The sequence below is a fragment of the Sphingobium scionense genome (assembly GCF_014197035.1).
Taxonomy (GTDB): domain Bacteria; phylum Pseudomonadota; class Alphaproteobacteria; order Sphingomonadales; family Sphingomonadaceae; genus Sphingobium; species Sphingobium scionense.
In genome coordinates this window covers 72,743-96,868 of the sequence record NZ_JACIEU010000002.1, presented here as the reverse complement: position 1 = coordinate 96,868, position 24,126 = coordinate 72,743, and the positions used below count along the sequence as shown (strand labels likewise).

The 24,126-nt window shown below is 64.7% G+C and carries 14 protein-coding genes; 4 read left to right on the top strand and 10 right to left on the bottom strand.

The features are described 5' to 3' along the window. Nucleotides 1–18: 18 nt before the first annotated feature. From GGQ90_RS02270 to GGQ90_RS02235, 8 genes are all read right to left on the bottom strand, one after another. Nucleotides 19–1,248 (bottom strand): SGNH/GDSL hydrolase family protein, encoded by a 1,230-nt coding sequence (locus tag GGQ90_RS02270; RefSeq protein ID WP_188080637.1) that lies wholly within the window; start codon nucleotides 1,246–1,248, stop codon nucleotides 19–21. Between the two features lie 377 nt (nucleotides 1,249–1,625). Further along, complete coding sequence (locus GGQ90_RS02265; RefSeq protein ID WP_188080636.1) at nucleotides 1,626–4,490, bottom strand: TonB-dependent receptor; 2,865 nt, start codon at nucleotides 4,488–4,490, stop codon at nucleotides 1,626–1,628. 133 nt (nucleotides 4,491–4,623) lie between these two features. Beyond that, nucleotides 4,624–7,305 carry a beta-galactosidase GalB gene (galB, locus tag GGQ90_RS02260; RefSeq protein ID WP_188080635.1) on the bottom strand — a complete coding sequence of 894 codons (2,682 nt, stop codon included), beginning with the start codon at nucleotides 7,303–7,305 and terminating at the stop codon, nucleotides 4,624–4,626. A gap of 11 nt (nucleotides 7,306–7,316) precedes the next feature. Next, on the bottom strand, nucleotides 7,317–8,777 hold the full coding sequence (locus tag GGQ90_RS02255) for a mannitol dehydrogenase family protein (RefSeq protein WP_188080634.1): 1,461 nt from the start codon (nucleotides 8,775–8,777) through the stop codon (nucleotides 7,317–7,319). Nucleotides 8,778–8,781: 4 nt separating this feature from the next. Beyond that, nucleotides 8,782–10,056 (bottom strand): MFS transporter, encoded by a 1,275-nt coding sequence (locus tag GGQ90_RS02250; protein WP_188080633.1) that lies wholly within the window; start codon nucleotides 10,054–10,056, stop codon nucleotides 8,782–8,784. A gap of 138 nt (nucleotides 10,057–10,194) precedes the next feature. Beyond that, the gene (manD, locus tag GGQ90_RS02245; protein WP_188080632.1) at nucleotides 10,195–11,406 is read right to left on the bottom strand and encodes a D-mannonate dehydratase ManD; all 1,212 of its coding nucleotides are present in this window, start codon (nucleotides 11,404–11,406) and stop codon (nucleotides 10,195–10,197) included. Nucleotides 11,407–11,492: 86 nt separating this feature from the next. Continuing rightward, the gene (locus tag GGQ90_RS02240; protein WP_188080631.1) at nucleotides 11,493–13,874 is read right to left on the bottom strand and encodes a glycoside hydrolase family 3 N-terminal domain-containing protein; all 2,382 of its coding nucleotides are present in this window, start codon (nucleotides 13,872–13,874) and stop codon (nucleotides 11,493–11,495) included. Nucleotides 13,875–13,877: 3 nt separating this feature from the next. Beyond that, nucleotides 13,878–16,202 carry a glycoside hydrolase family 3 N-terminal domain-containing protein gene (locus GGQ90_RS02235; protein ID WP_223178063.1) on the bottom strand — a complete coding sequence of 775 codons (2,325 nt, stop codon included), beginning with the start codon at nucleotides 16,200–16,202 and terminating at the stop codon, nucleotides 13,878–13,880. 202 nt (nucleotides 16,203–16,404) lie between these two features. Here GGQ90_RS02235 and GGQ90_RS02230 point away from each other — a divergent pair, with 202 nt between their 5' ends. The 3 genes from GGQ90_RS02230 (at nucleotide 16,405) to GGQ90_RS02220 (ending at nucleotide 21,183) form a co-directional block, all read left to right on the top strand. Then, a complete protein-coding gene (locus GGQ90_RS02230) occupies nucleotides 16,405–18,564 on the top strand; it encodes an alpha-glucuronidase family glycosyl hydrolase (RefSeq protein ID WP_188080629.1) in 2,160 nt (719 codons plus the stop codon). 74 nt (nucleotides 18,565–18,638) lie between these two features. Next, nucleotides 18,639–19,712: a LacI family DNA-binding transcriptional regulator gene (locus tag GGQ90_RS02225; RefSeq protein WP_188080628.1), complete on the top strand. Its 1,074-nt coding sequence runs from the start codon at nucleotides 18,639–18,641 to the stop codon at nucleotides 19,710–19,712. Between the two features lie 499 nt (nucleotides 19,713–20,211). Next, nucleotides 20,212–21,183, top strand: coding sequence for a hypothetical protein (locus GGQ90_RS02220; RefSeq protein ID WP_188080627.1), 972 nt, complete (start codon nucleotides 20,212–20,214; stop codon nucleotides 21,181–21,183). A gap of 377 nt (nucleotides 21,184–21,560) precedes the next feature. On the opposite strand, the gene purB is transcribed toward GGQ90_RS02220, so the two are convergent. Next, on the bottom strand, nucleotides 21,561–22,877 hold the full coding sequence (gene purB, locus GGQ90_RS02215) for an adenylosuccinate lyase (RefSeq protein ID WP_010337965.1): 1,317 nt from the start codon (nucleotides 22,875–22,877) through the stop codon (nucleotides 21,561–21,563). A 287-nt stretch (nucleotides 22,878–23,164) separates the two neighbouring features. Here purB and GGQ90_RS02210 point away from each other — a divergent pair, with 287 nt between their 5' ends. Next, a complete protein-coding gene (locus GGQ90_RS02210) occupies nucleotides 23,165–23,590 on the top strand; it encodes an EF-hand domain-containing protein (protein ID WP_188080626.1) in 426 nt (141 codons plus the stop codon). 140 nt (nucleotides 23,591–23,730) lie between these two features. Here the strand turns inward: GGQ90_RS02210 and GGQ90_RS02205 are convergent, their stop codons facing one another. Beyond that, entirely contained in the window at nucleotides 23,731–23,919 is a 189-nt protein-coding gene (locus GGQ90_RS02205) for a hypothetical protein (protein WP_188080625.1), read from the bottom strand. Nucleotides 23,920–24,126: the final 207 nt, after the last annotated feature.

The following is a 24,126-nucleotide window of genomic DNA, read 5'->3' as shown; positions in this document are numbered from 1 at the left end:
TCACGCGATTAAGGCGCGTTAATCAAACAAGGCCAGCGGCACGGCGTCGCCCATGGCGCGATAGCCAGCCGGATTGGGATGGAGCGCATCGCCGCCATCATAAGCGGGCAGCAGCCGGTCGGGCCGCGCGGGATCGCGGGTGGCGCGGTCGAAATCGACCAGCCCGTCAAAATGGCCCGGCGTCCGTATCCAGGCATTGACCGCCTGCCGGTCCGCCTCATTCTGCGCATCGGCATGATAATAGGCATTGCCGACAAAGGGCATGATGGTGGCACCGATCACCCTGATCCCACGCGCATGGGCGCGGGCGACGATCTGGCGATAGGCGCCGATGATGCGGGCGACATGGGCCTTGTGATCCTCAACACTGACGGGCGCGTCGCGGGTCAGCGTGCCGAGGTCGTTGACCCCTTCGAGCAGCAGCAGATGAGTGACGCCGGGCTGGGCCAGCACATCGCGGTCGAGCCGGGCCAGCGCATTGGGGCCAAGCCCGTCGTTCAGCAGGCGGTTGCCGCCGATCCCCTGATTGACGACGGCGATGTCGCGCCGCTTGGGATCAGCCTGCAACCGCTGGGCGAGCCGGTCGGTCCAGCGGTCATTGCCGTTGGTGGTCGATCCCTTGCCATCGGTGATGGAGTCGCCGAGCGCGACGACCATACGCACGGGCGCGCAACGTTCGACCTCCAGCGCGGCGAGATTGAACCAATGGTCGAAACTGGCGGCGCCCGCCATCGCAAGGTCGGTCAGATGGTCGCCGGGCAGATGCCAGGAGGTGGCGCGCGAGCCGGGGTGCGATGTCTGTTCCGGTTCGCCCTGATAGCGGATGGTGACGGCGATATTGTCGAGCGCCGCGACCGGCAGCGATACCGGATCGGACAGATAATCGGCACCGGCGGGCACGATCAGGTCCGGGCTGCCGTCGAAGCGCAGCGAAATGAGCGTGCCGGGATCGATCGCCGGCGAGGTGCTGGCGGGCGCGCGGGCAATGCTGACGCCGGCGATATGGAGCGGCGCCGTACCGGCGAGGTTGGAGATGCGCACCCGCAGCCGGTCGCCGGCGATCGAGGGACGGACGATCTGGCGCAGCGACTGGTCCTGGAGGGTGCCGGCCGGCAGTGCGGCGTCGCCGGTCGGGCGGAATTGCGAAGAGGCCCAGCCCGACACCCAGGTCGGCGTGCAGGTCTTTGCCATGACGGGCTGGGCCAGCAGCAGGGCCAGCGGCAGGCTGGCAAGCAAGGGGCGGATCATCGGCTTCCTTTCGGTCGGGGATGGCAGGCGGCGCGTCCCCCAAATGGGCATATGAGGGTCACACTATCGAAGTTCACAGTGTCGTGCGGCAGGCGTTCACGCATTTCTGCGCCTTTCCGGGCCGGCCGCGACCTGCGACGCGCCGGTGACGCGACACCAGGGTCACGCCTGCGCACCAGTGACGCACCCATGAGGCGACAGGGACGCGACGACCGGGTCACGACGAGGTCATGGCAAAGGCGTCAGTGCAGACAGGTTCATGGCCGAGGGTAGACCAAAGATCCTCCAACATTGGAAGACCCCTGCCCTTTCCGAGCGTCCGCCAAGAAAAAGGGCCGGCGTTGCGGCCGGCCCTATAGTGGTTCCCTGGGGGAGGATCAGAAGTTGGCCCGGATACCTGCCAGCACCGTGCGGCCGGGATAATAGACCGAATAGGCCGCATTCGAATATTCGAAGGTGGTGCGGATCGATTCATTGGTGATGTTGAGCACATCGACCGTCAGGCGCAGCGCCTTGTTGAAGAAGGGCAGCTGATAGCCGGCCGACAGGTCGAGCTGGCCACGGGCATCGGACTTGAGGTCAGCGCCGTTGATGCCATTCTGCGGGCCGTTGACCGCGATCGAATCGTCGTTCCAGACATAGTTCAGGCTGACCGACAGATCGCCATTTTCGTAGAAGCCCTGCAGATTGTAGCTCCAGGGTGACACGCCGGTCGCAACCAGACCCGAGGAGGATGACTGCTTCAGGTAAGTGCCGTTGGCCGAGAAGCCGAGGCCCTTCACCAGGAAGTCGAGCGGCTGGACCCAGGTCGCTTCGATACCCTTGATCTTGAGATCGCGCAGGTTGATCGGACGGTTGACGGTAATCGGCAGCTGAGCGACCGGGATGCCGGTCTGGAGCGACCGGTCGTTGAGGGCGTTCTGCTGCGTCGAGATCAGGCTGTCGAACGGAATGTTGAGCGACCCGAAGGCAACCTGTTCGGAGGTGGTGACAGTGAAGCCCTGGATATTCTTCATGAACAGCGACACGCCGACATAACCGATGCCGCCGGTGTAGATTTCGCCGCCCAGGTCATAATTGTCCGAGGTATAGGGCTTGAGGTTGGGATTGCCCGCCGTCGCGGTCAGCGCCGACGGATCGGAGAAGGTGATGCCCGGCAGGATCGCACCGGCATCCGGGCGGGTCATCGTCCGCGAGGCCGATGCACGCAGCTTCACATTGTCCATGACGTCGTAGGTCAGGTTGATCGACGGCAGGAAATTCTCATATTTCGAGGCCGAAGTGATATCGACGATCGCGGTGCCGACCTGGCTGGGGCCGACAACGGTCTGATCGGTGTGGGCATAGCGCATGCCGGTATTGATGTGCAGGTCGCGGCCCGCAATATCCATCACCCCGTTCAGTTCGAAATAGGCGCCGATGACCTTCTCGTCCATGTCGCCGGTTGCGCCGCCGGTGACCGCACCGCGCGCTTCGGGGGCGCTGTCGCGATAGCTGGCATAGTCAGTGGCCTGCTTGAGCGCATCGAAATCGGGCACGATGAAGCCGGCCGTCGAGGAACTGCGCAGATATTGGGCAATGGCGCTGGTCGGGATCGAACCGGTCGCACCGGTGCAGCCGGTGCCGCAGACCGACAGCTGATAGGCGGTGCTGTTGTCATAGGCGCGGATCGAGCGTTCGGCCCGGTCATAGGCGCCGCCGACCTTCACATTGAACATGTCGTCGCCATAGGTGACGTCGAGATGGACGCCGGTGGTCTTGGTATGGCGCTTCACCAGCTGGATATTCTGGCGATACCATTGCCAGCTGCCATTGTCCGGATCGTTGAGATCAAGATTGGAGGTGATCGACGGATATTCGCCACCGCTATTGTCATAATAGACGTCGACACCCGACTGGGGCGTGGTCTGGAAGGCCCAGGTCGGCTGTTCGCGATTGAAGGTGCTCTTGGAATAATTGGCGCTGAGGTCGACCTTCAGATTGTCCGCCGGCTGCCAGGTCAGGCTGGGATTGACGTTCCAGAATTCGGTCGTCTGCTTGAACAGGCTTGCTTCGAGGAAGAAGGAGGAATTGGCGAAGGTGCCGCTGGTCACGACGCCATTGTCATCGACCGAGAGGTCGATCGGGATCATGCCGCCGGTCGACTGGGCGCTGGTGCCCGGCCCCGAGTTGCGGACCTGCCAGTTCATGTTGACCTTGCTGTAATCGCGCTTCGACTTGGCCCACATGCCGTCGAGGGCGAAGTGGAGCTCATCGGACGGGCGCCATTCGATCGAGCCCAGCGCCGAGATGCGCGAACGGTCGCCTTCGGTCAGGCTCTGACGGCCAAGACGCGGGATGAGCGCAGTGCTGAGCTGGTCGCGGGTAAGGCCCGACGTGGCGACGACATCGACCGGCTGGCCCGCCACCAGACCATGGCCGGTATTGTTGGGAACGACCGAGGCCCAGGAGAAATTATTGCCGCCGGCGTCGCCGGTACCCAGATTACCGTCGGTCCAGCCGACCGATTCAAAGCCCTTGACGCGGGTCTTGGTCTTCACCCCGGCGACACCGAGCAGGATGCCGAACGTGTCGGTGGTGTGACTAGCGACGATCGCGCCGCGCGGGCTCAGCTTGTCATTGGCATCGGTATATTGGCCCTGCGCCACGACGGTGACATGGGTGCCTTCCTTGTCGAAGGGACGGGCATTGCGCAGATTGACGGTGCCAGCGATGCCGCCTTCCAGCGTCGAGGGCGACGGGCTCTTCGCGAGATCGAGGCGAGTGAAGAGTTCCGACGGGAAGAAGTCGAGATCGACTTCACGGTTGGCGCTGCCACCATTGGTGCCTCCGTCCGAGGCGACCTGAAGCTGCGAGCCGTTGAGCAGCACGCGGGTGAAGCTGGGGCCAAGGCCGCGGATCGCGACCTGGGTGCCTTCACCGTTGATGTCGCGGTTGAGGCGCACGCCGGGCATGCGGTTCAGCGTTTCAGCCAGGTTGGTGGCGGGCAGCTTGCCGATATCCTCGGCAAAGATCGAGTCGCCAAAGGCGACGGCATTCTTCTTGGCGTTGGTGGCGCTGGCCAGCGACGCGCGGATGCCGGTGACGACGATGTCGGCGGTCTCCGCGTCCTGCGGCGCGGCAGCGGTTTCGGCCGGTGCGGCGGCATCCTGCGCGGCGGCAGCCTGGGCCAGGCCCAGCGCGCCGAAGGCGGATGCGGCGAACAGGGCCGCACGGATATTATGGTGGCGTGAAACGTTCATACAACCTCTCCCCGAGCGCTGCCCCCGACTATCCGGTGAGCGTATCTGGTAGCGCTATCAGATGCAGACCAATAAAGTGCCCGTCCCAATTGTCAAGATATGGGACGGGCGAAAATGGTAACGTTATTAATTTTCAGCGGACTGTGGCATTTGTGCTGATGACGGCCTGAGCCGCAGTCAGGCCCGGCGCGCTGGCGCGGACGGTCACCCGCCCCTTCTCGCCCGGCTTGGCCTTGACGATCACGAGCGCCAAGCCGTTGAAAGCCTTGCGCTCCTTCGACGGAAAGGCGGTCAGATCGGTCGGGTTGCCATTGTCGGTGGCGATGATCTCGCCCGGTCCCTCGATCGAGAAGCTTATGTCCTGCTTGGCGGCGGGAACGACATTGCCATCCTTGTCGAGGACCTTGAGCGTCACGAAGCTCAGGTCACGACCGTCATCGGCAATGGCGCTGCGATCGGCGGTCAGCGACAGCTTCGCCGCCTCGCCCACGGTGCGGATCGTCTCCGTCACCCAGGGCTGGCCCTTCTTCCAGGTGACGACCTTCACCTCACCCGGCTCGTAGACGACATAGTCCCAGCGGAAGCGATATTCATAATCGCGCTTCTTGACCTTGCCCTGCGACTTGCCGTTGACGAACAGTTCCGCCTCGTCGGCCGAGGAAAAGACATGGACCGGCGTGATCTGGCCGACGCGATCGGGCCAGGTCCAGTGCGGCAGGATATGCGCGAATTTGAGGTCCGGGCGCCAGCGCGCCTGGTAGAGCCAGAAGCGGTCCTTGGGGAAACCGGCGAGATCGAGGATGCCGGAATAGCTGCTGCGCGACGTGTAATAGGGGGTCGGTTCGCCGAGATAATCGAAGCCGGTCCAGACGAACTCGCCCGCGACATAGGGATTCTGGTCATCGGCGGCCCAGACCCTGTCGGGCGAGGAGCCGAAATCGGCGGCGTGCATCTCATAGGCGGAGACCTGATGCGTGTCGGGATTGCCGCCCGACCAGGGTCGGACCGGGCCGCTGATCGCGCCGGCGACCGGGAACATATATTCGCCGCGGCTGGAAAGGGCCGAGGCGCTTTCGGTGGACAGGATGAGCTTGTCCGGGAATTTCGCGCGGAAGGCGGGATATTGGCCGACGATGCCGCGAATGCCGGCGCCCTGATAATTGAGGCTGATGACGTCCACGGTGGTCGGCAGCAGCATGTCCGCCTTGGCATAGTTCATCGCGCTGGTGGCGGGACGGGTCGGGTCTTCCTGATGCGCGATGGCGACCAGTTCGCGGCCGATCTTGGCGCCCGCCTCGCCATCATATTGCTCCCCGACCTCGTTGCCGATGCTCCAGATGATGATCGAGGGATGGTTGCGGTCGCGGCGCAGCATGGCGCGCGCGTCGGCCTCATGCCAGTCGGGGAAGATCAGGTGGAAATCATGCGGGGTCTTCTTCTTCTCCCAGCTGTCGAACACCTCGTCCATCACCAGGAAGCCCATGCGGTCGGTGAGTTCGAGCAGTTCGGGCGCGGGCGGATTATGGCTCATGCGCACGGCGTTGGTGCCCATGTCGCGCAATATTTCGAGCTGGCGCTCGGCCGCGCGGGCGTTGAAGGCGGCGCCGAGTGCGCCAAGGTCATGATGATTGTTGACGCCGCGCAGCGGGATCTGCTCGCCATTGACGATCACGCCCTTGTCGGGATCGAACTTGATGTCGCGCACGCCGAAGCGGGTCTCGTAGCTGTCGATCAGCTTGCCGCCCTGGGTGACGGTGGAGACGGCGACATAGCGGTTGGGCGCTTGCGTGGGAGGCGGGCCCCAGAGGCGCGGGTTGCTGAGGATCGTGCTGCCCTTCAGCTCCGCCTTGCCATGGGGGGCGATGCTGGTGGACTGGCGGGCGATGCTGGCGACCGGGCGGCCGACGCGCTTGCCAGTCGCGTCGATCGCATAGAGGGCGGTCGCGACCTCGACCTGCGCCGGAGTGTCGCCGTCATTGTCGAGGGTGAGGCTGAGGTCGACGCTGGCCTGCGCCTTGCTGACCTGCGGCGTGCGGACGATGCTGCCCCACTGGCCGACATGGACCTTGTTGGTGGTGGTGAGATAGATGTCGCGATAAAGGCCGCCGCCCGGATACCAGCGCGCCGAGGCCTGGGGATTGTCGAGCCGGATCACCAGCTGGTTCTGCCCGCCCGGCACCGCATAGGGGGTGAGGTCGAGGCGGAAGCTGTTATAGCCATAGGGCCAGCCGCCGACGAGCTTTCCGTTCAGCCAGACGGTGGCGTAGGACATCGCCCCTTCGACATCGAGGAAGATCGACTTACCCTTGTCGCTGGCGGGGATGGTCAGCGCCTTGCGATACCAGCCGATGCCCCAGCTGGGCAGGCGGCCCATGCCGCCATAGGGGCCATCCTTGATGAACGGGCCGGCGATCGCCCAGTCGTGCGGCAGGTCGACATGGGTCCAGCCGCTGTCGTCGAAGCCGGGCTGGACATAGGATACGGTGCCGCCCGGATTGCCGGCGGGACGGGTGTGATGCTTGGCGGGATCGGCGATGAAGGGATTGGCGCTGGGCAATATCCAGGGCTTGAGCACGCGGGCGCCGCTGTCGTCCACCTGCACCGCTGCGTCGGGGCGGGCGTCGGCCACCTTGCCGTCGCCGGCATCCTCGATCGGCGGACGGACATCATAGCGCAGATCCTCGGTCAGGCCGGCAGGATCGCCCTTGGTGAAGCGCCAGTCGCGGCTGATCGAGACGCTGTCGCGCGGCGCGGCCAGCAGGGTGGCGGGGCTGAGCAGGCAGGTGGCGAGCAGGATGGTGCGCAGGGTCTTCATCAGGGGCTCCGTCAGAGCTGGGCGAGCGCGGCGCGGGCGCCGTCGGCTTCGAGGATGGCGAGCCAGCGGATCAGCGCGGCGCGGAAGGCGGCGTTGCCGGCAAGGTCGGCGGGCACCACGGCGTCGAAGCCAAGGATCGCGTCGACACGGGCTTGCGTCGAGGATGCGTCGGCCAGCCGGGCGGCGATGGCGGCGGCGAGCGGATCGTCGACGACATGGGCCTCGCCCCGGTCATCGACGCCGGCCTGCCAGCGGACCCAGGCGGCGACGGCGAGCGACAGGGCATCGATCCCCTGCCCCGCCGCCAACCGCGCGGCGATGGTGGCGAGCAGGCGCTGGGGCAGCTTCTGCGAGCCGTCCATCGCGATCTGGCGAGTGCGATGCTGCAAGGTCGGATTGTCGAAGCGCGCCATCAGTTCGCGGCGATAGGCGGCGACGTCCAGCTCGGGCGGCGGCGACAAAGTGGTCTGCGCCTCGTCCCACAGGGTTTCGACGAAGTGCCGGGCTTCGGGCAGCGCCAGCACTTCATGGACATGGTCGATGCCGGCGAGGCCGCCGAGATAGGCGATACCGCTATGCGCGCCATTGAGCAGGCGCAGCTTCGCCTCCTCCCAGGGGGCGACGGCGGCAGTGACCTGAACCCCGGCGCCGAAATCCGGCCGCGGGCCGCAGAATTTATCCTCGATCACCCATTGCAGGAAGGGTTCGGTCTTGACCATCGCCTGGTCTTCCACCCCCAGCCGGTCGGCGAGCGCGGCGATGTCGGCGTCGGTGGTGGCAGGCACGATGCGGTCGACCATGGTTTCGGGGAAGGCCCCTTCCGCCGCGATCCAGTCGGCCAGCGCCAGGTCATGCCGGGCGGCGAGCGCCAGCACGGCGTTGCGCAGCCGGGTGCCATTGTGCGGCAGATTGTCGCAGCTGATCGCAGTGAAGGGCGGCAGGCCCGCCGCCCGGCGCGCGGCCAGCGCGGCGACGAGGAAGCCGGGCGCAGTCTGCGGCGCGGCGAGCGAGGCAAGGTCGGCGGCGAGCTGGGGATCGCCCTCGATCAGGGCGCCGGTCGCGGGATCGAGCTTATAGCCCTTCTCGGTCACGGTCAGGGTGACGATATGGGTATCGGGCGCAGCGAGCGCGGCGACCAGCGCGGCCGGATCTTCCGGGGCGACCAATACCTGGCTGACCACACCGATGATGCGCGCCTGCTCGGCCGAACCGTCGCGCACCAGCATGGTGTAGAGGCAATCCTGCGGCATCATCTGGTCACGCACGCCGGGCGAGCGCAGCGACGCGGCGATCACGCCCCAGCGCAGGTCGCCGGCGGTCAGCGCATCATCGAAGATGACCGCCTGATGCGCGCGGTTGAAGGCGCCGATGCCGAGATGGACAACGCCGGGGCGGACCGCCGCGCGATCATAGCCGGGACGGACGATATCGGCGGGCAGGCCGGCGAGCGTGGCGGACGATAGACGGGTCACAGGATCAGGCAGCCTCTTGCGAGAGAGTCACGGGCGCATAGCGCGGGACGATAAGGTGCAGCACCAGCAGCGCCAGCAGATAGGCACAGGACGCGACGATGAAGATCGGCTGGAAGCTGCCGACGGTTTCCAGGATGATACCGGCGAACTTGGCCATCAGCATGCCGCCGATCGCGCCGGCAAGGCCCCCAAGGCCGACCACCGACCCCGCCATCCAGCGCGGGAAAAGATCGCCCGGCAAGGCATAGACATTGGCCGAGAAGCCCTGATGCCCGGCGCAGGCGAGGCCGATCAGGCCGACCGCGATCCACATATTGGGCGCCTGTGCGGCGAAGGCGATCGGCAGGGCGCAAAGTCCCGCGCAGAACATCGCCGTCTTGCGGGCGCGGTTGATATTCATGCCCCGGCCCATCAGCCGCGACGACAGCCAGCCACCGGCGACAGAGCCGACATCGGCCAGCAGATAGACGGCGATCAGCGGCGGGCCGAAGTCCAGCATCTTCACGCCATATTGCTTGTTGAAGAAATCGGGCAGCCAGAAGAGGAAAGTCCACCAGACCGGATCGATCAGGAAGCGCGAGGTCATATAGGCCCAGGTCTGGCGATAGCGGAACAGGGTGCGCCACTGGACCGGGCGGGCCGGTTCCTGCGGGTCCGCCTCGATCCAGGCCAGTTCTTCGGCGCTCAGCCCCTTCTTCTCGCGCGGGCGGCGGTAGAAGCCCAGCCAGGCGGCAAGCCAGAAGACGGTCAGCAGGCCGGTGAGGATGAAGGCCCAGCGCCAGCCCAGCGTGACCGCAATGACCGGGACGATCAGCGGCGTCAGGATCGCGCCGACATTGGAGCCGGCGTTGAAGATGCCGATGGCGAAGGCGCGTTCCTTCTTGGGGAACCATTCATTGGTGGCGGCGATCGCCGCCGGGAAGGTTCCCGCCTCGCCGATCGCCAGCGGGATGCGGGCGAACAGCATGCCGGCGGTCGAGGTGAAGAAGATGTGCATGACATGGCCGACCGTCCACAGGCCGACCGCCAGCGCATAGCCGGCCCGCGCGCCGATCCGGTCGATCAGCCGGCCGAAGGCGACATAGGCGATGCCATAGCCGGCCTGGAACCAGATGGCGAGATCGGCATAGCCGCGCTCGCTCCAGCCATAGCGGGCCTGCAGGTCGGGCTTGAGCGTCGGCAGGACGAGCCGGTCGATATAGCTCAGCACCACCGCCGCAAAGAGCAGGCCGCAGACGATCCAGCGGACCTTTCCGGACGGTTTGGGGATCGTGGTCATTGGCCACTCCGACAATGTTTCGTCATTCCCGCGAAAGCGGGAATCCACCTCCGGACCTCGCGATTGGGGCTATGGCAGGAGATGGATCCCCGCTTTCGCGGGGATGACGGAGTGGAGTGGCCAAAACAGGTCAAGCGATCACCAGTTGAACATGGTGCCGTCTTCAAGCCGGTTCACCGGCAGGAAGGCGCGATTATATTCATATTTGGCGGCCAGTTCCTCGTCGATGTCGACGCCCAGGCCCGGCTTGTCGCCCGGATGCATCGCACCGTTTTCGAACGTGTAAGCATGGGGGAAGACGGCATCGGTCTCGGGCGTGTGGCGCATATATTCCTGCACCCCGAAATTGGGCACCGACAGGTCGAAGTGGAGTGCGGCGGCCATGCAGACCGGCGACAGGTCGGTCGCGCCGTGGCAGCCGGTGCGGACCTGATAGAGATCGGCGAGGTTCGCGATCTTGCGCAGATGGCTGATGCCGCCGGCATGGACCACGGTGGCGCGGATATAATCGATTAACTGGTTCTGGATCAGCTCGCGACAATCATGGATCGAGTTGAAGATCTCGCCCACCGCCAGCGGCGTGGTGGTGTGCTGGCGGATCAGCTTGAACGCGTCCTGATTTTCCGCCGGGGTCGCATCTTCCAGCCAGAAGGGGCGATATTGTTCCAGATCCTTGCCCAGGCGCCCGGCCTCGATCGGGGTCAGGCGGTGATGGATGTCGTGCAGCAGATGCACGTCCCAGCCCAGCGCTTCGCGTGCAGCCTTGAACAGTTCGGGGACGATGCGGAGATATTTGCTGGTGTTCCAGACATTTTCGGTCGGCAGGTCGGCGTCGGCGGGTTCGTAGAAATATTTGTCCTTCGATACGCCATAGGTCGACGCCATGCCGGGGACGCCGCACTGGATGCGGATCGCCTTGTAGCCCTGTGCCTGATATTCCAGCGCGACCCTGACCGTATCCTCGATCGTCGTGCCATTGGCATGGCCATAGACCATGACGCTTTCCCGGCTGGCACCGCCGAGCAGCTGATAGACCGGCAGGCCGGCAATCTTGCCCTTGATGTCCCAGAGCGCGGTATCGACGGCGGCGATGGCCGACATCGTCACCGGGCCGCGGCGCCAATAGGCGCCCTTGTAGAGATATTGCCAGATATCCTCGATCTGGTGCGCGTCCCGGCCGATCAGGCAGGGAATGACATGGTCCTGCAGATAGGAGGCGACCGAGAGTTCGCGGCCGTTGAGGGTCGCATCGCCCAGACCATAGACGCCCTCTTCAGTTTCGATCTTGAGGGTGACGAAATTGCGGCCAGGGCAGGTGACAATGACCTTGGCGCCGGTAATCTTGGGCATGGATGCTCCCCTAAAACTGGTATGACCAATCATGGCCATAGGCGATAATCAAATATGCTTCAACGATATTGGTCAGGCCAATGCCATCAGGCGATTTCCAATATAACCGTCTGAAGCGTGGCGCTGTCCGGCCCGACCATGATGTCGAACAGGCCGGGCTCGACCACTTCGCGCATGTCGAGATTCCACAGCGCAAAGGCCTCCGGGCCGATGGTCAGGCGCACGGTACGGCTTTCGCCCGGCGCCAGCGCGATCCGTTCAAAGCCCTTCAATTCCTTGAGCGGGCGGGTGACCGAGGCGGTCTGGTCATGGATATAGAGCTGCACCACCTCCTCGCCCGCGACATTGCCGACATTGCGGACATCGACCTCCACCGTCACATCGCCGCCGACGCCGATGCGCGTCGCCGACAGGCGCGGCGGACCGAAGGCGAATTTGGTGTAGCTGAGGCCGAAGCCGAACGGGAAAAGCGGGCTGGCATCGGCGAAGAGATAGCCGCGCCGCGAGGATGGCTTGCGGTTGTAGAAGATCGGGATCTGGCCCGCGTCGCGTGCGACGGTGACGGGCAGCTTGGCCCCCGGATTGACGTCGCCGAACAATATGTCGGCCATGGCCGTGCCGCCCTCCTGCCCCGGATACCAGCATTCGATCAGCGCGTTGGCGCCATCGACCACGGCAGGATAGCTGGGCGGGCGGCCGTTGATCGCGCACACCACCACCGGCTTTCCGGTCGCCTTCATCGCGGCGAACAGCTCATTCTGCTCGCCGACCAGGTCGAGGCTGGTGCGGTCGCCCAGATGCTGCTTGGCAAAGCCTTCGCGGCTGGTCTGTTCGGTATCGCCAATGGCCAGCAGGATGATGTCGGCGGTCTTCGCAACCTCGACCGCTTCGGCGATCAGCTGGCGGTTCTTCGCGGGGTCAGCCAGCAGCACTTCGTCCACCGAGCGATCCTCGCTCTGGGTGATGAAGACGCCCTGGGCATGGACGATGTCCGCCCGATTGCCGAGCTTCGCCCTGATGCCGTCGAGCAGCGAAACCGCCTGGCGCGGGATCGACGAATAGCCGCCCAGCCGCGCAATCGCGGCATTGGGGCCGATCACGGCCACCTTGCGATGGACGCCGGGCTTGAGCGGCAAGGTGCCGTCATTCTTGAGCAAGACGATCGACTTGTGCGCCGCCTTGAGCGCCAGCGCGCGCGCCTCCGCATTGCCGGTGAGCGCATCATAATCGGCGCGTGGCCAGGGATTTTCGAACAGGCCCGCGCGGAACTTGAGCGTCAACATGCGCTTGGCTGCGAGGTTGACGGCCTCAAGGGGCACTTTTCCGGCGCGGACCTGCTCCACGAGCGTGCGATAGGCCAGACCATCGGGCAGCTCGCAATCGACCCCGGCGCGGAGCGCGGCACGGGCCGTCGCCTCCATGTCGGGCTGGACATGGTGGATGGTGTCGAGTTCGGGGACGGCGCCATAGTCGCTGACCACTGCGCCATCGAAATGCCATTCGCCGCGCAAAATATCACCGAGCAGCCACTTGTTCTGGTGGCTCGGGACGCCGTCAATCTCGTTATAGCTGGGCATGACGGCGGCGATGCCGGTGCGCTTGACCACCTGACGGAAGGGCGGGAAGAAATTCTCGCGCAGTTCGCGTTCGCTGATCGGCGCAGGCGCGATATTCTCGCCCGCCTGCGGCTGGCCATGGCCGGTCATATGCTTGAGCGTGGCCATGACCTTGTCCGGGCCGATCTGCTTGCTCTCCCCCTGCAGGCCCAGCACGGCGGCGACGCCCATTTCGCCGCAGAGATAGGGGTCTTCGCCGAAGGTTTCCTCGATCCGGCCCCAGCGCGGGTCGCGGGCGATGTCGACCACCGGCGAGAGGGCGAGATGGACGCCGCGCGCGCGGACTTCCCGAGCGATAACCGACTGGACATCGGTCATCAGCTGGCGGTCGAAACTGCCGGCAAGGCCGATCGCCATCGGGAACATGGTCGCGTCGGTCGCCATGTAACCGTGCAGCGATTCCTCGTGGAAGAGGATCGGAATGCCGAGACGGGTGTCCTCCACCGCCCATTTCTGGACGGCGTTGATGAAGGCGACGGTATCGGCCGGGGTGCGCCAGCGCGCGCCGACGCCGCCGGCCTGGGTCGATCCATTAGGCGCGCCGCGCCGGTCGGACGGGCGGGTGATCTGGCCGAAGCTTGCCGGATAGGCCTTGCTCGCCTTGGCCGGCGAGAAGGTGAGATCATCCATGATGTCGGCCTTGGTCGCCCAGAGCGCGATGATCTGGCCGACCTTTTCCTCCAGGGTCATGCGGCCGAGCAGGTCGCGCACGCGCAGGTCGATGGGGGCGGTTGCATCCTTGTAGAGCGGACCGCCGCCCTTCCCCTTCGCCGCCAGCGGGGCGGCGGCGAGCGCGGAGGTGGAAGCGAGCAGGCCGAGCGCCTGGCGGCGGGCGAAGCGGGTCGTCATCATGGCTTATTGCACCGTCAGGGTGGTGGACTGGAGCGCGACCGAGCTGTTGCCGGTCATGATCTCGAAATCGCCGGGTTCGACGACGCGGTGCATCTGGTCGTTCCACATCTGCAGCGCTTCGGGACCGACGGTGAAGGTGACGGTGCGGCTCTCGCCGGGTTTGAGCGTCACGCGCTGGAAGCCCTTCAGCTCCTTGATCGGGCGGGTGACCGAGCTGACCTTGTCGCGGATATAGAGCTGGACGACCTCGTCCCCTTCCCGCGCGCCGGTGTTGCGGACATCGACCGAGACGCTGGTCTTACCGCCGGTGCCGATCTTCGTGGCGGACAGGCGCGGCGCCGACAGGCTGAAGCTGGTATAGCTGAGGCCGAAGCCGAAGGGATAGAGCGGGTCGGTGGTGTCGAACAGATAGCCGCGCCGGGCCGAGGGCTTCATATTGTAGAAGAGTGGCAACTGGCCGGCCGAGCGCGGCACGGTGACGGGCAGCTTGCCGCCCGGATTGACGTCGCCGAACAAGATGTCGGCCACGGCATTGCCGCCCTGCTCGCCCAGATACCAGCCTTCCAGGATGGCATTGGCCTGTTCGCTGACCTTCACCGTGGAGGCCGGGCGGCCGTTGATGAGGACGACGGTGATCGGCTTGCCCAGCGCCTTCAATGCATCGAACAGCTCCTGCTGCTCGCCGACCAGGTCGAGGCTGGGGCGGTCGCCCAGATGATTGTCGGCCCAGCCTTCACGGCTCGACTGTTCGGTGTCGCCGAGCGTCAGGATGATGCGGTCGACATTGCGCGCCGCCTCGACCGCCTGTGCGATCAGCTTGCGGTTTTCGGCCGGGTCCGACTTGGTGACGCTGTCGGCCCACCAGTCGTCATCCTCGGTGATCTTCACGCCCTGGGCGAAGACGATGTTCGCCTTGGCGCCGACCCGCGCCTTGATCCCTTCGATGATCGAGACGCTGTGCGGCGGCTGGCCATAATAGCCGCCCAGCCGCGCGACCGCCGCGCTGGGGCCGATCACCGCGATCGTGCCTTCGGGCTTCAGCGGCAGCATGCCGTCATTCTTGAGCAGGGTGATGGAGCGCTGCGCCGCGGTGCGGGCCAGCGCGCGGGCATCGGCGTTGTTGGTGATCGCGGCGGCCGCATTGGCGTCGGCATAGGGATTTTCGAACAGGCCGGCGCGGAACTTCAGCTCCAGCATGCGCCGCACGGCGAGATCGACCTTCGCCTCGCTGACCTTGCCCTCGCGCACTTGGCGGGCGAGCGTGGCGTAGGAGAGGCCCTCGGGCAGGTCCGCGTCGACGCCGGCATCGAGCGCGCGCATCGCCGCCTCTTCCAGATTGGCGGCGATATGGTGGATGCTCATCAACTGGTCGACGGCCGAATAATCGGAGACGACAGCGCCGCGGAAACCCCATTCCTGCCGCAGCACATTGTCCAGCAGCCAGCGATTGGCGTGGCTGGGCACGCCGTCAATCTCATTATAGCTGGCCATCACCGCCTCGATGCCGGTGCGTTTCACCACCTGCTCGAAGGGCGGGAAGAAATTCTCGCGCAGTTCGCGTTCCGACACCGGTGCCGGGCCGATATTGGTGCCGCTTTCGGGCTGGCCATGACCGGTCAGATGCTTGAGCGTGGCGAAGACATGATTGGGCTGGAGCGTGCGCGAACGGCCAACGCCCTGAAGCCCCTCGACCGCCGCGACGCCCATTTCGCCGACCAGATAGGGATCCTCGCCATAGGTTTCCTCGATCCGGCCCCAGCGCGGATCGCGGGCGATGTCGACCACGGGCGACAATATCATCGGCACGCCGCGCGCGCGGATTTCGCGGGCGATCACTTGGTTAACCTGACGCAGCATGGCGGGATCCCAGCTCGACGCCATGGCGATCGACTGGGGGAAGCTGGTGGCGCCGACGGCGGCATAGCCGTGCAGCCCTTCCTCATGGAACAGGATCGGGATGCCGAGCCGCGTCTGCGTCATCGCCCATCTTTGCAGGCCATTGACCAGCGCCACGGTGCGGCGCGGATCGCGGCCAGGCACGACGCGCGGGCTGAAACTGCCCCGTCCGTCCGACGGACGGGTGAAATGACCGATGCCGTTGGGGAAGGTCGGGCTGAGCTTGCTGGGGTCCAGTTCACCCTGCGCGTCCAGCAGCTTCACCTTGTCGGTCCAGACGGTGGTGATCTGGGCGATCTTTTCGTCCAGCGTCATGCGCGCCAGCAGATCATCGACGCGCGCCTCGATCGGGGCGGACGCATCCTTGTAGAGCGGGCGAGCGGACTGGCCGGTTGCGGGCGCCGCCGTAACGGGCGTGAGCGGCGCCGCCATCACCAGCGACAGCGCTGATGCTGCGCACAAAAACTGAACTGACCGGATCACGACGCCCCTCTCCAATTTTGTCGCGGCTTTCCTTTTTGCTTGCCGCCGATCAACTGATAGCGTTACCATCACAACCCAAGAGCAGCTTGTCAATGCCACCGTTGGCAATGCACCAAAAAATTGCCTGCGGGCCAAGGGGGGAGAGGACCGAATGTTTGCGCGCCTGTTTTGCTGGATCATGGCCAGTATCTGGCCAATTGGCGCCCTTTTGATCGGCGCGCCGCGCGCCTGGGCCGAGGATGGCTATGACCTGTGGCTGCGCAATGCGCCGGTCGATGCCGCCGGTGCCCAGCGGATCGGGGCCAGCGCGCAAAGCATTGTCGGCGCAGACACCCCTACCCTGATGATCGCCCGGCGGGAATTGCAGCGCGGCATAGCCGGGCTGACCGGCGTCACCGCGCCCCTGACAGCAACGGTGCAGCAAGGTGCGATCCTGCTGCAGTCGGCCGCGCAGCAGGACGAGGCATCGGTGCCGACCGACGGCCTGGGGCCTGACGGCTATGCGATTCGCACCATGACGGTCGCGGGCAAGCCGGTAACGGTGATCGCCGGCGCAACCGATGCCGGCGTGCTGCACGGCGCCTATGCGTGGCTGCGGCTTGCCCGCACCGGCGCGGCGCTCGACCGGATCGATATGCGCAGCGCGCCGCGCATCGGCCTGCGCCTGCTCAACCATTGGGACAATCTGGATGGCACGGTGGAGCGCGGCTATGCCGGCCAGTCGATCTGGGACTGGTGGCGCCTGCCCGATTATAAGGGGCCGCGCTATACCGACTATGCGCGCGCCAATGCCTCACTCGGCATCAACGGCACGGTGCTCAACAATGTGAATGCCAAGTCCGACAGCCTGACCGCGGCCTATATCGCCAAGGCGGCGGCGCTGGCCGACCTGTTCCGCCCCTATGGCATCAAGGTTTACCTGTCGGTCAAATGGACCGCGCCGATGGAACTGGATGGCCTGAAAAGCGCCGATCCGCTCGACCCGGCGGTCGCCGCCTGGTGGAAGGCCAAGGCCGACCAGATCTACAAGGCGATCCCCGATTTCGGCGGTTTCCTGGTGAAGGCGAACAGCGAGGGCCAGCCCGGCCCGCAGGATTACAAGCGCACCCATGCCGACGGCGCCAACATGCTGGCAGCCGCGGTCAAGCCGCATGGTGGCATCGTGATGTGGCGTGCCTTCGTCTATGCCCATGACAATCCCGACGATCGCGCCAAGCAGGCCTATAGCGACTTCAAGCCGCTGGACGGCCAGTTTGCCGACAATGTCATCGTCCAGGTGAAGAATGGCGCGATCGACTTCCAGCCGCGCGAACCCTTCCACCCGCTGTTCGGCGCGATGCCCAAGACGCCGCTGATGATGGAATTTCAGATCACCAAGGAATATCTGGGCCAGTCGACCCACCTTACCTATCTGGGCACGCTGTTCGAGGAGACGCTGAAGAGCGATACGCTGGCCAAAGGCAAGGGATCGACCGTCGCCAAGGTGATCGACGGATCGCTGGAAGGGCACAAGCTGACCGGCATCGCCGGGGTCGCCAATATCGGCGTCGACCGCGACTGGAGCGGGTCGATCTTCAACCAGGCGGACTGGTATGCGTTCGGCCGCATGGCGTGGGACACGGACCTGACCGCCGAGGCTGTCGCGCGCGAATGGGCGGCCCAGACCTTTTCCCCCGATCCCAATGTGGTTGCGCCGATCGTCGCGATGATGATGCGATCGCGCGAGGCGGCGGTAGACTATATGACGCCGCTGGGCCTGGCCCATATCATGGGCACCGGCCATCATTATGGTCCCGCCCCCTGGGTGTCGGAACTGGCACGACCCGAATGGAACCCGGTCTATTATCACAAGGCCGACAGGCAGGGCATCGGCTTCGACCGGACCAGGACGGGCAGCAATGCCACCGGCCAATATGCGCCGGCGCTGGCGAAGCTGCTCGACAATCCCAGGACCACGCCGGAGCGCGACCTGCTGTGGTTCCATCATTTGCCCTGGGACTATCGCCTGCAATCGGGCGAGACGCTGTGGGACGGCCTCATCCATCATTATGACCGGGGCGTCGAAACGGTCGCGGCGATGCAGCGGGACTGGGCCAAGCTCAAGCCCCAGGTCGATGCCGAGCGCTTCGCGCAGGTCGAGACCTTCCTGGCGATCCAGCATCGCGAAGCCCAATGGTGGCGCGACGCCTGCATCGCCTATTTCCAGTCGGTGTCCGGCCGCCCCCTGCCCGCCGGCAGCGCGGCGCCCGCCCATCCGCTCGACTGGTACAAGGCGCTGAGTTTCCCCTATGCGCCGGGGCACCCGAAATGAGATTTTACTTAAGCTTGCGCAATGATCCCGCTAGCAGAGAAGTTTAGTCCCATGTCGAAGGCCCCGAAATCCTGATGGAAGCCAGAAGTTCCCGCCGCCAGCGCAACGCGCCCACCATCAACGATGTGGCGAAACATGCCGGCGTGTCGCCCATGACGGTGTCGCGGGTGATCAATGGCGAACAGGTGGTGCGGGCGGCAACCAAGGAGAAGGTGGAGGCGGCGATCGCCGCGCTCAACTACTCCCCCAGCGCCGCCGCGCGCAGCCTGGCGGGTGGTGACGAGACGCGGATCGGCCTGCTCTATTCCAACCCGTCAGCGTCCTATCTGTCGGAATTCCTGGTGGGCAGCCTGGACCAGGCAAGCCGCGCCGGAATCGACCTGGTCGTCGAGAAATGGGACGAGCAGACCGCGATCAAGGCGGTGGTCGACCATCTGGTGCGCGGCCGGATCGACGGCGTCGTGCTGCCGCCGCCGCTGTGCGACCATGAAGCGATGATCGATGCCCTGCGCGAAGCGGGCATCCCCGCCGTCGTGGTGGCGACCGGCCATGCGCCGGCCAGCCTGGCCGCGGTCAGCATCGACGACCGGGGCGCCGCCCATGAGATGACCCGGCACCTGATTGGCCTTGGCCATAACCGCATCGGCTTCATCAAGGGCCATCCGAACCTGAGCGCGAGCGAGGAACGCTATCAGGGCTATATCCGGGCACTGGGCGAAGCCGGCATCGCGCTGGACGATGCGCTGGTGGAACAGGGTTTCTTCACCTACCGATCCGGCCTGGACGCGGCCGAGCATATATTGGCGCGGGACAATCCGCCGACCGCCATCTTCGCCAGCAATGACGACATGGCCGCCGCGACGGTGGCGATCGCCCATCGCAACGGGCTGGACGTGCCCGGCGACCTCACCGTCTGCGGCTTCGACGATACGTCGCTCGCCACCACCATCTGGCCGGAACTGACGACCATCCGCCAGCCGATCAGCGCCATGTCGCGCGCGGCGGTCGATCTGCTGGTACGCCATATCAAAGGGCGCCGCGGCCAGAGCGAGGATGGCCCGCCGCACATGCTGCTGGACTATGAACTGGTTCGCCGCCAGTCCGACGCGGCGCCACGGCTGCGCCCCAAGCATAAGGGCCGAAAATAGGATCGACCGCGCTTAACTTCGCACATTTCCCGCACATTGTGACATTTTCGTGCGCGCGTTGGAAATCTTCGTGCGAGGATGAACGGCGCGCGGACGATGGGAAAGAGCCGGTGCCGGTGTAGCAGGATATAAGGGCTGTAGGACAGGTTTGGGTGGGAAGCGGAATGGCGGCTTTCGGCGTCTCTAGCTGGAATAGCAGACGTTAACGAAAAAACTTCAACTAAAAATAAGAATCTATCCGCTCGAACAATTCCGCGCACCGCCGCATCGCGCCGGTCTGTATGCGATCGTTATGTTTGCAAATAATGTTGTCATCGGCTTGCTGCCACCTTCGGTGCAGGGATTGGGATCGAGGTTATACAAAGGCTTCCCGATTAGGATGCGCTTGAGAGGATCGCGTCTTTGTGCAAGTGGGAAACTGGGGGAGACATGCTGAAGATCGCTTCGGCATGCCTGTTGAGCCCAGGGGGAATGCATGCAAATCATAAGACTGGCAGCCATGCTGATGCTGGCGGCGATGGCGATACCGGCGTCGGCGGAGCGTTGGACAACGGTTCCTTCGGATCTGCGCAATGCCGCTGCTCCATTGCCTGTTGCCGTTCATCTCGTGCAAGATAAGCTACTCATCGGGCTGGACCCGGGAGCTGGGATGACGCCCAACAATTATGGGTTGATCGGTGCCCTGATAATAGGAGCACTAGAAGACGGTCAGTCGAAGCGCGGGCGAGCGGAGGTGCTGCCTCTATTGCAGACGCTGGGCGACTTCGACGCCGCCACACCGCTTATGGCTGGCGTCGCGAGCGGTTTGGCGGAGCAGCCATGGCTCCATCTCCTGTCGCAGTCCTCGTTGCGCGACGGCAGCATTGCAGCCAAAGATGCGCTACTCGAAACGGTCGATGGCAATTATCTGATCGATATTGATTGCCGATATAATGTTGGCGAACACTTCGAAGCACTCTTTGGCATCTGTTCGGTGAAGGTAGCCGATAAGCGGATTGTTAGGGACCAGCCGGGCGCACGCTGGAAGGACGGAAAGCTGGTTTTTAGCAACTCTGCGGAGGTGGAAGTAGCGCTCGATACGTCCTCATTCACGGTGCCTTTGCCCCATTGTTGGGGGCCGCAACGTCGGCCCGCCTGCCGAGCGAAATGGATGGACAACAGTGCTGCCCTTATGCGTCAGGAACTGACCGTAGCACTTAACCGACTGGGTCGCCTTGCCATCAGAGCGCTCAGCCTCAGCGCGGTCGAGGCGGATATCAAGGAAAAGTTAAAAACCGACGGCGTTTTTCTATCGATACCCTATCATTCTGGTGCGCTGCTGGAAGGTAGCGAGAATATCGTGGACGTGGGACGCAGGTTTGACTTTATCAAAGGGGCAAAACAGGCCGTTCTGAAGCCCGACAGTGATGGCGCGTCGATTATCGAGGTTTACGGAGGCCTTTATAACAGAAGAGTGATAGTGGCGCCATGATGGCTGGAGATGGTTACCCTTATTTAGCAAACCTAAGTCCGCTGTCAGGAGCGTAGATCGCGACCCGGAACGGCAATTTCTGGTCGTTCTAGGCCATCCTCCCCTGTAAGGGGAGTTCAAGGGAGACACGTGTCTCCCTTGAACTGGCCGAAGGCCAGACGGAGGGGTGTCCCCCTCTCGATAGGGCGACACCCCTCCACCTCTTCGTGGTCCCCCTCCCCTTGCAGGGGAGGATTTTACCGCCGCAGTTGGTCGTCAGTCGTCAAGGTCCGACATCGTCATGACTTCGCCATGCTCGCAAAGACGCAAAAGGGCGCCGGACCGGGTGGTCGGGCGCCCTCTTCTTTACTATCGCGCGGTGCTGGCCGCGCGCGGGGTCAGGCTTCGCCGAAGACGCGGGCGAAGATCGTGTCGACCTGGCGGAAATGATAGTCGAGGTTGAACTTGTCCTCGATTTCCTGGGCGCTCAGTGCCTTGGCGACGTCTTCGTCGGCCTTGAGCAGTTCGAGCAGCGAGAGCTGGCCGTCGGATTCCCAGACCTTCATCGCGTTGCGCTGGACGTAGCGATAGCTGTCCTCGCGGCTGACGCCGGCTTGCGTCAGGGCCAGCAGCACGCGCTGCGAGTGGACGAGGCCGCCCATCTTGTCGAGATTTTTCATCATCCGCTCGGGGTAGACGAGCAGCTTGTCGATCACGCCGGTCAGGCGGCCGAGCGCGAAGTCGAGGGTGATGGTGGCGTCGGGGCCGATATAGCGCTCGACCGAGGAGTGCGAGATGTCGCGCTCATGCCAGAGCGCCACATTTTCCATGGCGGGCAGCGCATAGCTGCGCACCATGCGGGCGAGGCCAGTGAGGTTTTCGGTGAGGACCGGGTTGCGCTTGTGCGGCATGGCCGACGAGCCCTTCTGGCCGGGCGAGAAATATTCCTCGGCCTCCAGCACTTCGGTGCGCTGCAGGTGGCGAACCTCGACGGCGAGGCGCTCGATCGAGCTGGCGATGACGCCGAGCGTCGCGAAGAACATGGCGTGGCGATCGCGCGGGATCACTTGGGTCGAGACCGGCTCGATCGCGAGGCCGAGCTTTTGCGCGACATGTTCCTCGACGCGCGGGTCGATATTGGCGAAGGTGCCCACCGCGCCCGAAATGGCGCAGGTGGCGACTTCTTCGCGGGCCGCGATCAGGCGGGTCTTGCAGCGCGAAAATTCGGCATAGGCTTCCGCCATCTTGAGGCCGAAGGTGACCGGTTCGGCATGGATGCCGTGGCTGCGGCCGATGGTCGGGGTCAGCTTATGTTCGAAGGCGCGGCGCTTGATGACGTCGAGCAGCTTGTCCAGATCCTCGATCAGCAGGTCGGCGGCGCGGGTCAGCTGCACGGCAAGGCAGGTGTCGAGCACGTCGGAGCTGGTCATGCCCTGATGCATGAAGCGGGCTTCGTCGCCCACCTGTTCGGCGACCCAGGTCAGGAAGGCGATGACGTCATGCTTGGTGACGGCCTCGATCGCGTCGATCGCGGGCACGTCGATCGCGGGGTTGGTGGCCCACCAGTCCCACAGCGCCTTGGCGGCCGACGGCGGGACGACGCCCAGTTCGCCCAGCTTCTCGGTCGCGTGCGCCTCGATCTCGAACCAGATCTTGAAGCGGGCTTCCGGCTCCCAGAGGGCGGTCATTGCGGGACGGGAATAGCGGGGGACCATGGGCGAATCCTGCGTCTGGAGGGTGGATATTGCCGCGCCGCCTAGCAGCCTGTGCCCCCGGGGGCAATTCGGGAGGCTCCCGCACCCCGCGCACGCCTCATCCGGCCGCAATTATCGAAGCAAAGACAGTCGAACCGAAGCATTTCATAAGTCCAAATGCGTAGATGAACCGATATTCAGGAACTTTTCCTAGTCTTCATGCATTCAAACATGGCAATTAAGGCATGAAGCCAAAGCAGGCGTCCAATGCAGGCCCTGCGCGTTTCAATGATATAAAGGATGTCGCCATGATCCGCACCTTGCTTCTGACGAGCGCCATGCTGGTCGCCGCGCCGGCACTGGCGCAGCAGACCCCGGCTGCCGAGCCGGCAGCACAGCCCATGCCGCAGGCCGCCGAACCGGCCGCGCCGGCAAGCCCGGCCGAGCCGCAGGCCGCGCAGCCGGCGAGCCCGGCCAATTCGGTCGCCACCATCGTCGAGTCGGAATTCCCGGCCTATGACACGAACAAGGACGGACAACTGGACCAGGGCGAATTTTCGCGCTGGATGGTGGCCCTGAAGGATCAGGAGATGAAGGCCACCGGCAAGACGCTGCCGCCGGCCGAAGTCACCGCCTGGGCCAGCGGCGCCTTCACCACTGCCGATGCCGACAAGAGCATATCGGTCAGCAAGCCCGAACTGATCAGCTATCTGAGCGGCAGCGCGGGCGCATAAATATTTCCCTTCCCGTCACGAAGGCAGGGAAATGACAGAACCCCAAGCGGGTCGCACCGGGGCGGTATGATGCAGATCATGCCGCCCCTTTTTTTTGCCCGTTGCGGGCGAAGGCGCCCCACCGCCCCGCCTGACGCCGGTCAGCGGCGCTTTTTGCTAGTGTAGAGCAGCGCCGCGACGATCGCGGCCGAACCGATGCCCACGGCGGTGCCCATCCACGCCGCCTTGCCAGCCGACTTGCGCGCCGCTTCGGCGAGATCGGGGGCATTATCCTCTGGCTGGAGGGCTTCTGCGCCGAAGTCCGGCACGCTCTCTTGGTCTTTCTTCATAGTCCCCCTTCTATGCCGCAGCCCGGCGGAACTGAAAAGGGCCGACGTAGCGGCAAGGCCGGAAATTCGCCGCGCCGGACGCACGTCGTGACGCCCCTGCCCAGGCCGCGAAGGCGCGCGTGCCCTCAAGCTGCGAGCGATTTTCATCGCGGGGTCTTGACTTGCGCCCTGCATCCATGTTGGTAGCGCTATCAATCAACAACCACG

Bases quoted from the DNA above. Each gene is read 5' to 3' on its own strand.
- GGQ90_RS02270 (WP_188080637.1), bottom strand. From the start codon at position 1,248: ATGATCCGCCCCTTGCTTGCCAGCCTGCCGCTGGCCCTGCTGCTGGCC.
- GGQ90_RS02210 (WP_188080626.1), top strand. From the start codon at position 23,165: ATGATCCGCACCTTGCTTCTGACGAGCGCCATGCTGGTCGCCGCGCCG.
- purB (WP_010337965.1), bottom strand. From the start codon at position 22,877: ATGGTCCCCCGCTATTCCCGTCCCGCAATGACCGCCCTCTGGGAGCCG.
- GGQ90_RS02235 (WP_223178063.1), bottom strand. From the start codon at position 16,202: ATGGCGGCGCCGCTCACGCCCGTTACGGCGGCGCCCGCAACCGGCCAG.
- GGQ90_RS02230 (WP_188080629.1), top strand. From the start codon at position 16,405: ATGTTTGCGCGCCTGTTTTGCTGGATCATGGCCAGTATCTGGCCAATT.
- galB (WP_188080635.1), bottom strand. From the start codon at position 7,305: ATGAAGACCCTGCGCACCATCCTGCTCGCCACCTGCCTGCTCAGCCCC.
- GGQ90_RS02220 (WP_188080627.1), top strand. From the start codon at position 20,212: ATGCTGATGCTGGCGGCGATGGCGATACCGGCGTCGGCGGAGCGTTGG.
- GGQ90_RS02265 (WP_188080636.1), bottom strand. From the start codon at position 4,490: ATGAACGTTTCACGCCACCATAATATCCGTGCGGCCCTGTTCGCCGCA.
- GGQ90_RS02250 (WP_188080633.1), bottom strand. From the start codon at position 10,056: ATGACCACGATCCCCAAACCGTCCGGAAAGGTCCGCTGGATCGTCTGC.
- manD (WP_188080632.1), bottom strand. From the start codon at position 11,406: ATGCCCAAGATTACCGGCGCCAAGGTCATTGTCACCTGCCCTGGCCGC.
- GGQ90_RS02225 (WP_188080628.1), top strand. From the start codon at position 18,639: ATGGAAGCCAGAAGTTCCCGCCGCCAGCGCAACGCGCCCACCATCAAC.
- GGQ90_RS02240 (WP_188080631.1), bottom strand. From the start codon at position 13,874: ATGATGACGACCCGCTTCGCCCGCCGCCAGGCGCTCGGCCTGCTCGCT.
- GGQ90_RS02205 (WP_188080625.1), bottom strand. From the start codon at position 23,919: ATGAAGAAAGACCAAGAGAGCGTGCCGGACTTCGGCGCAGAAGCCCTC.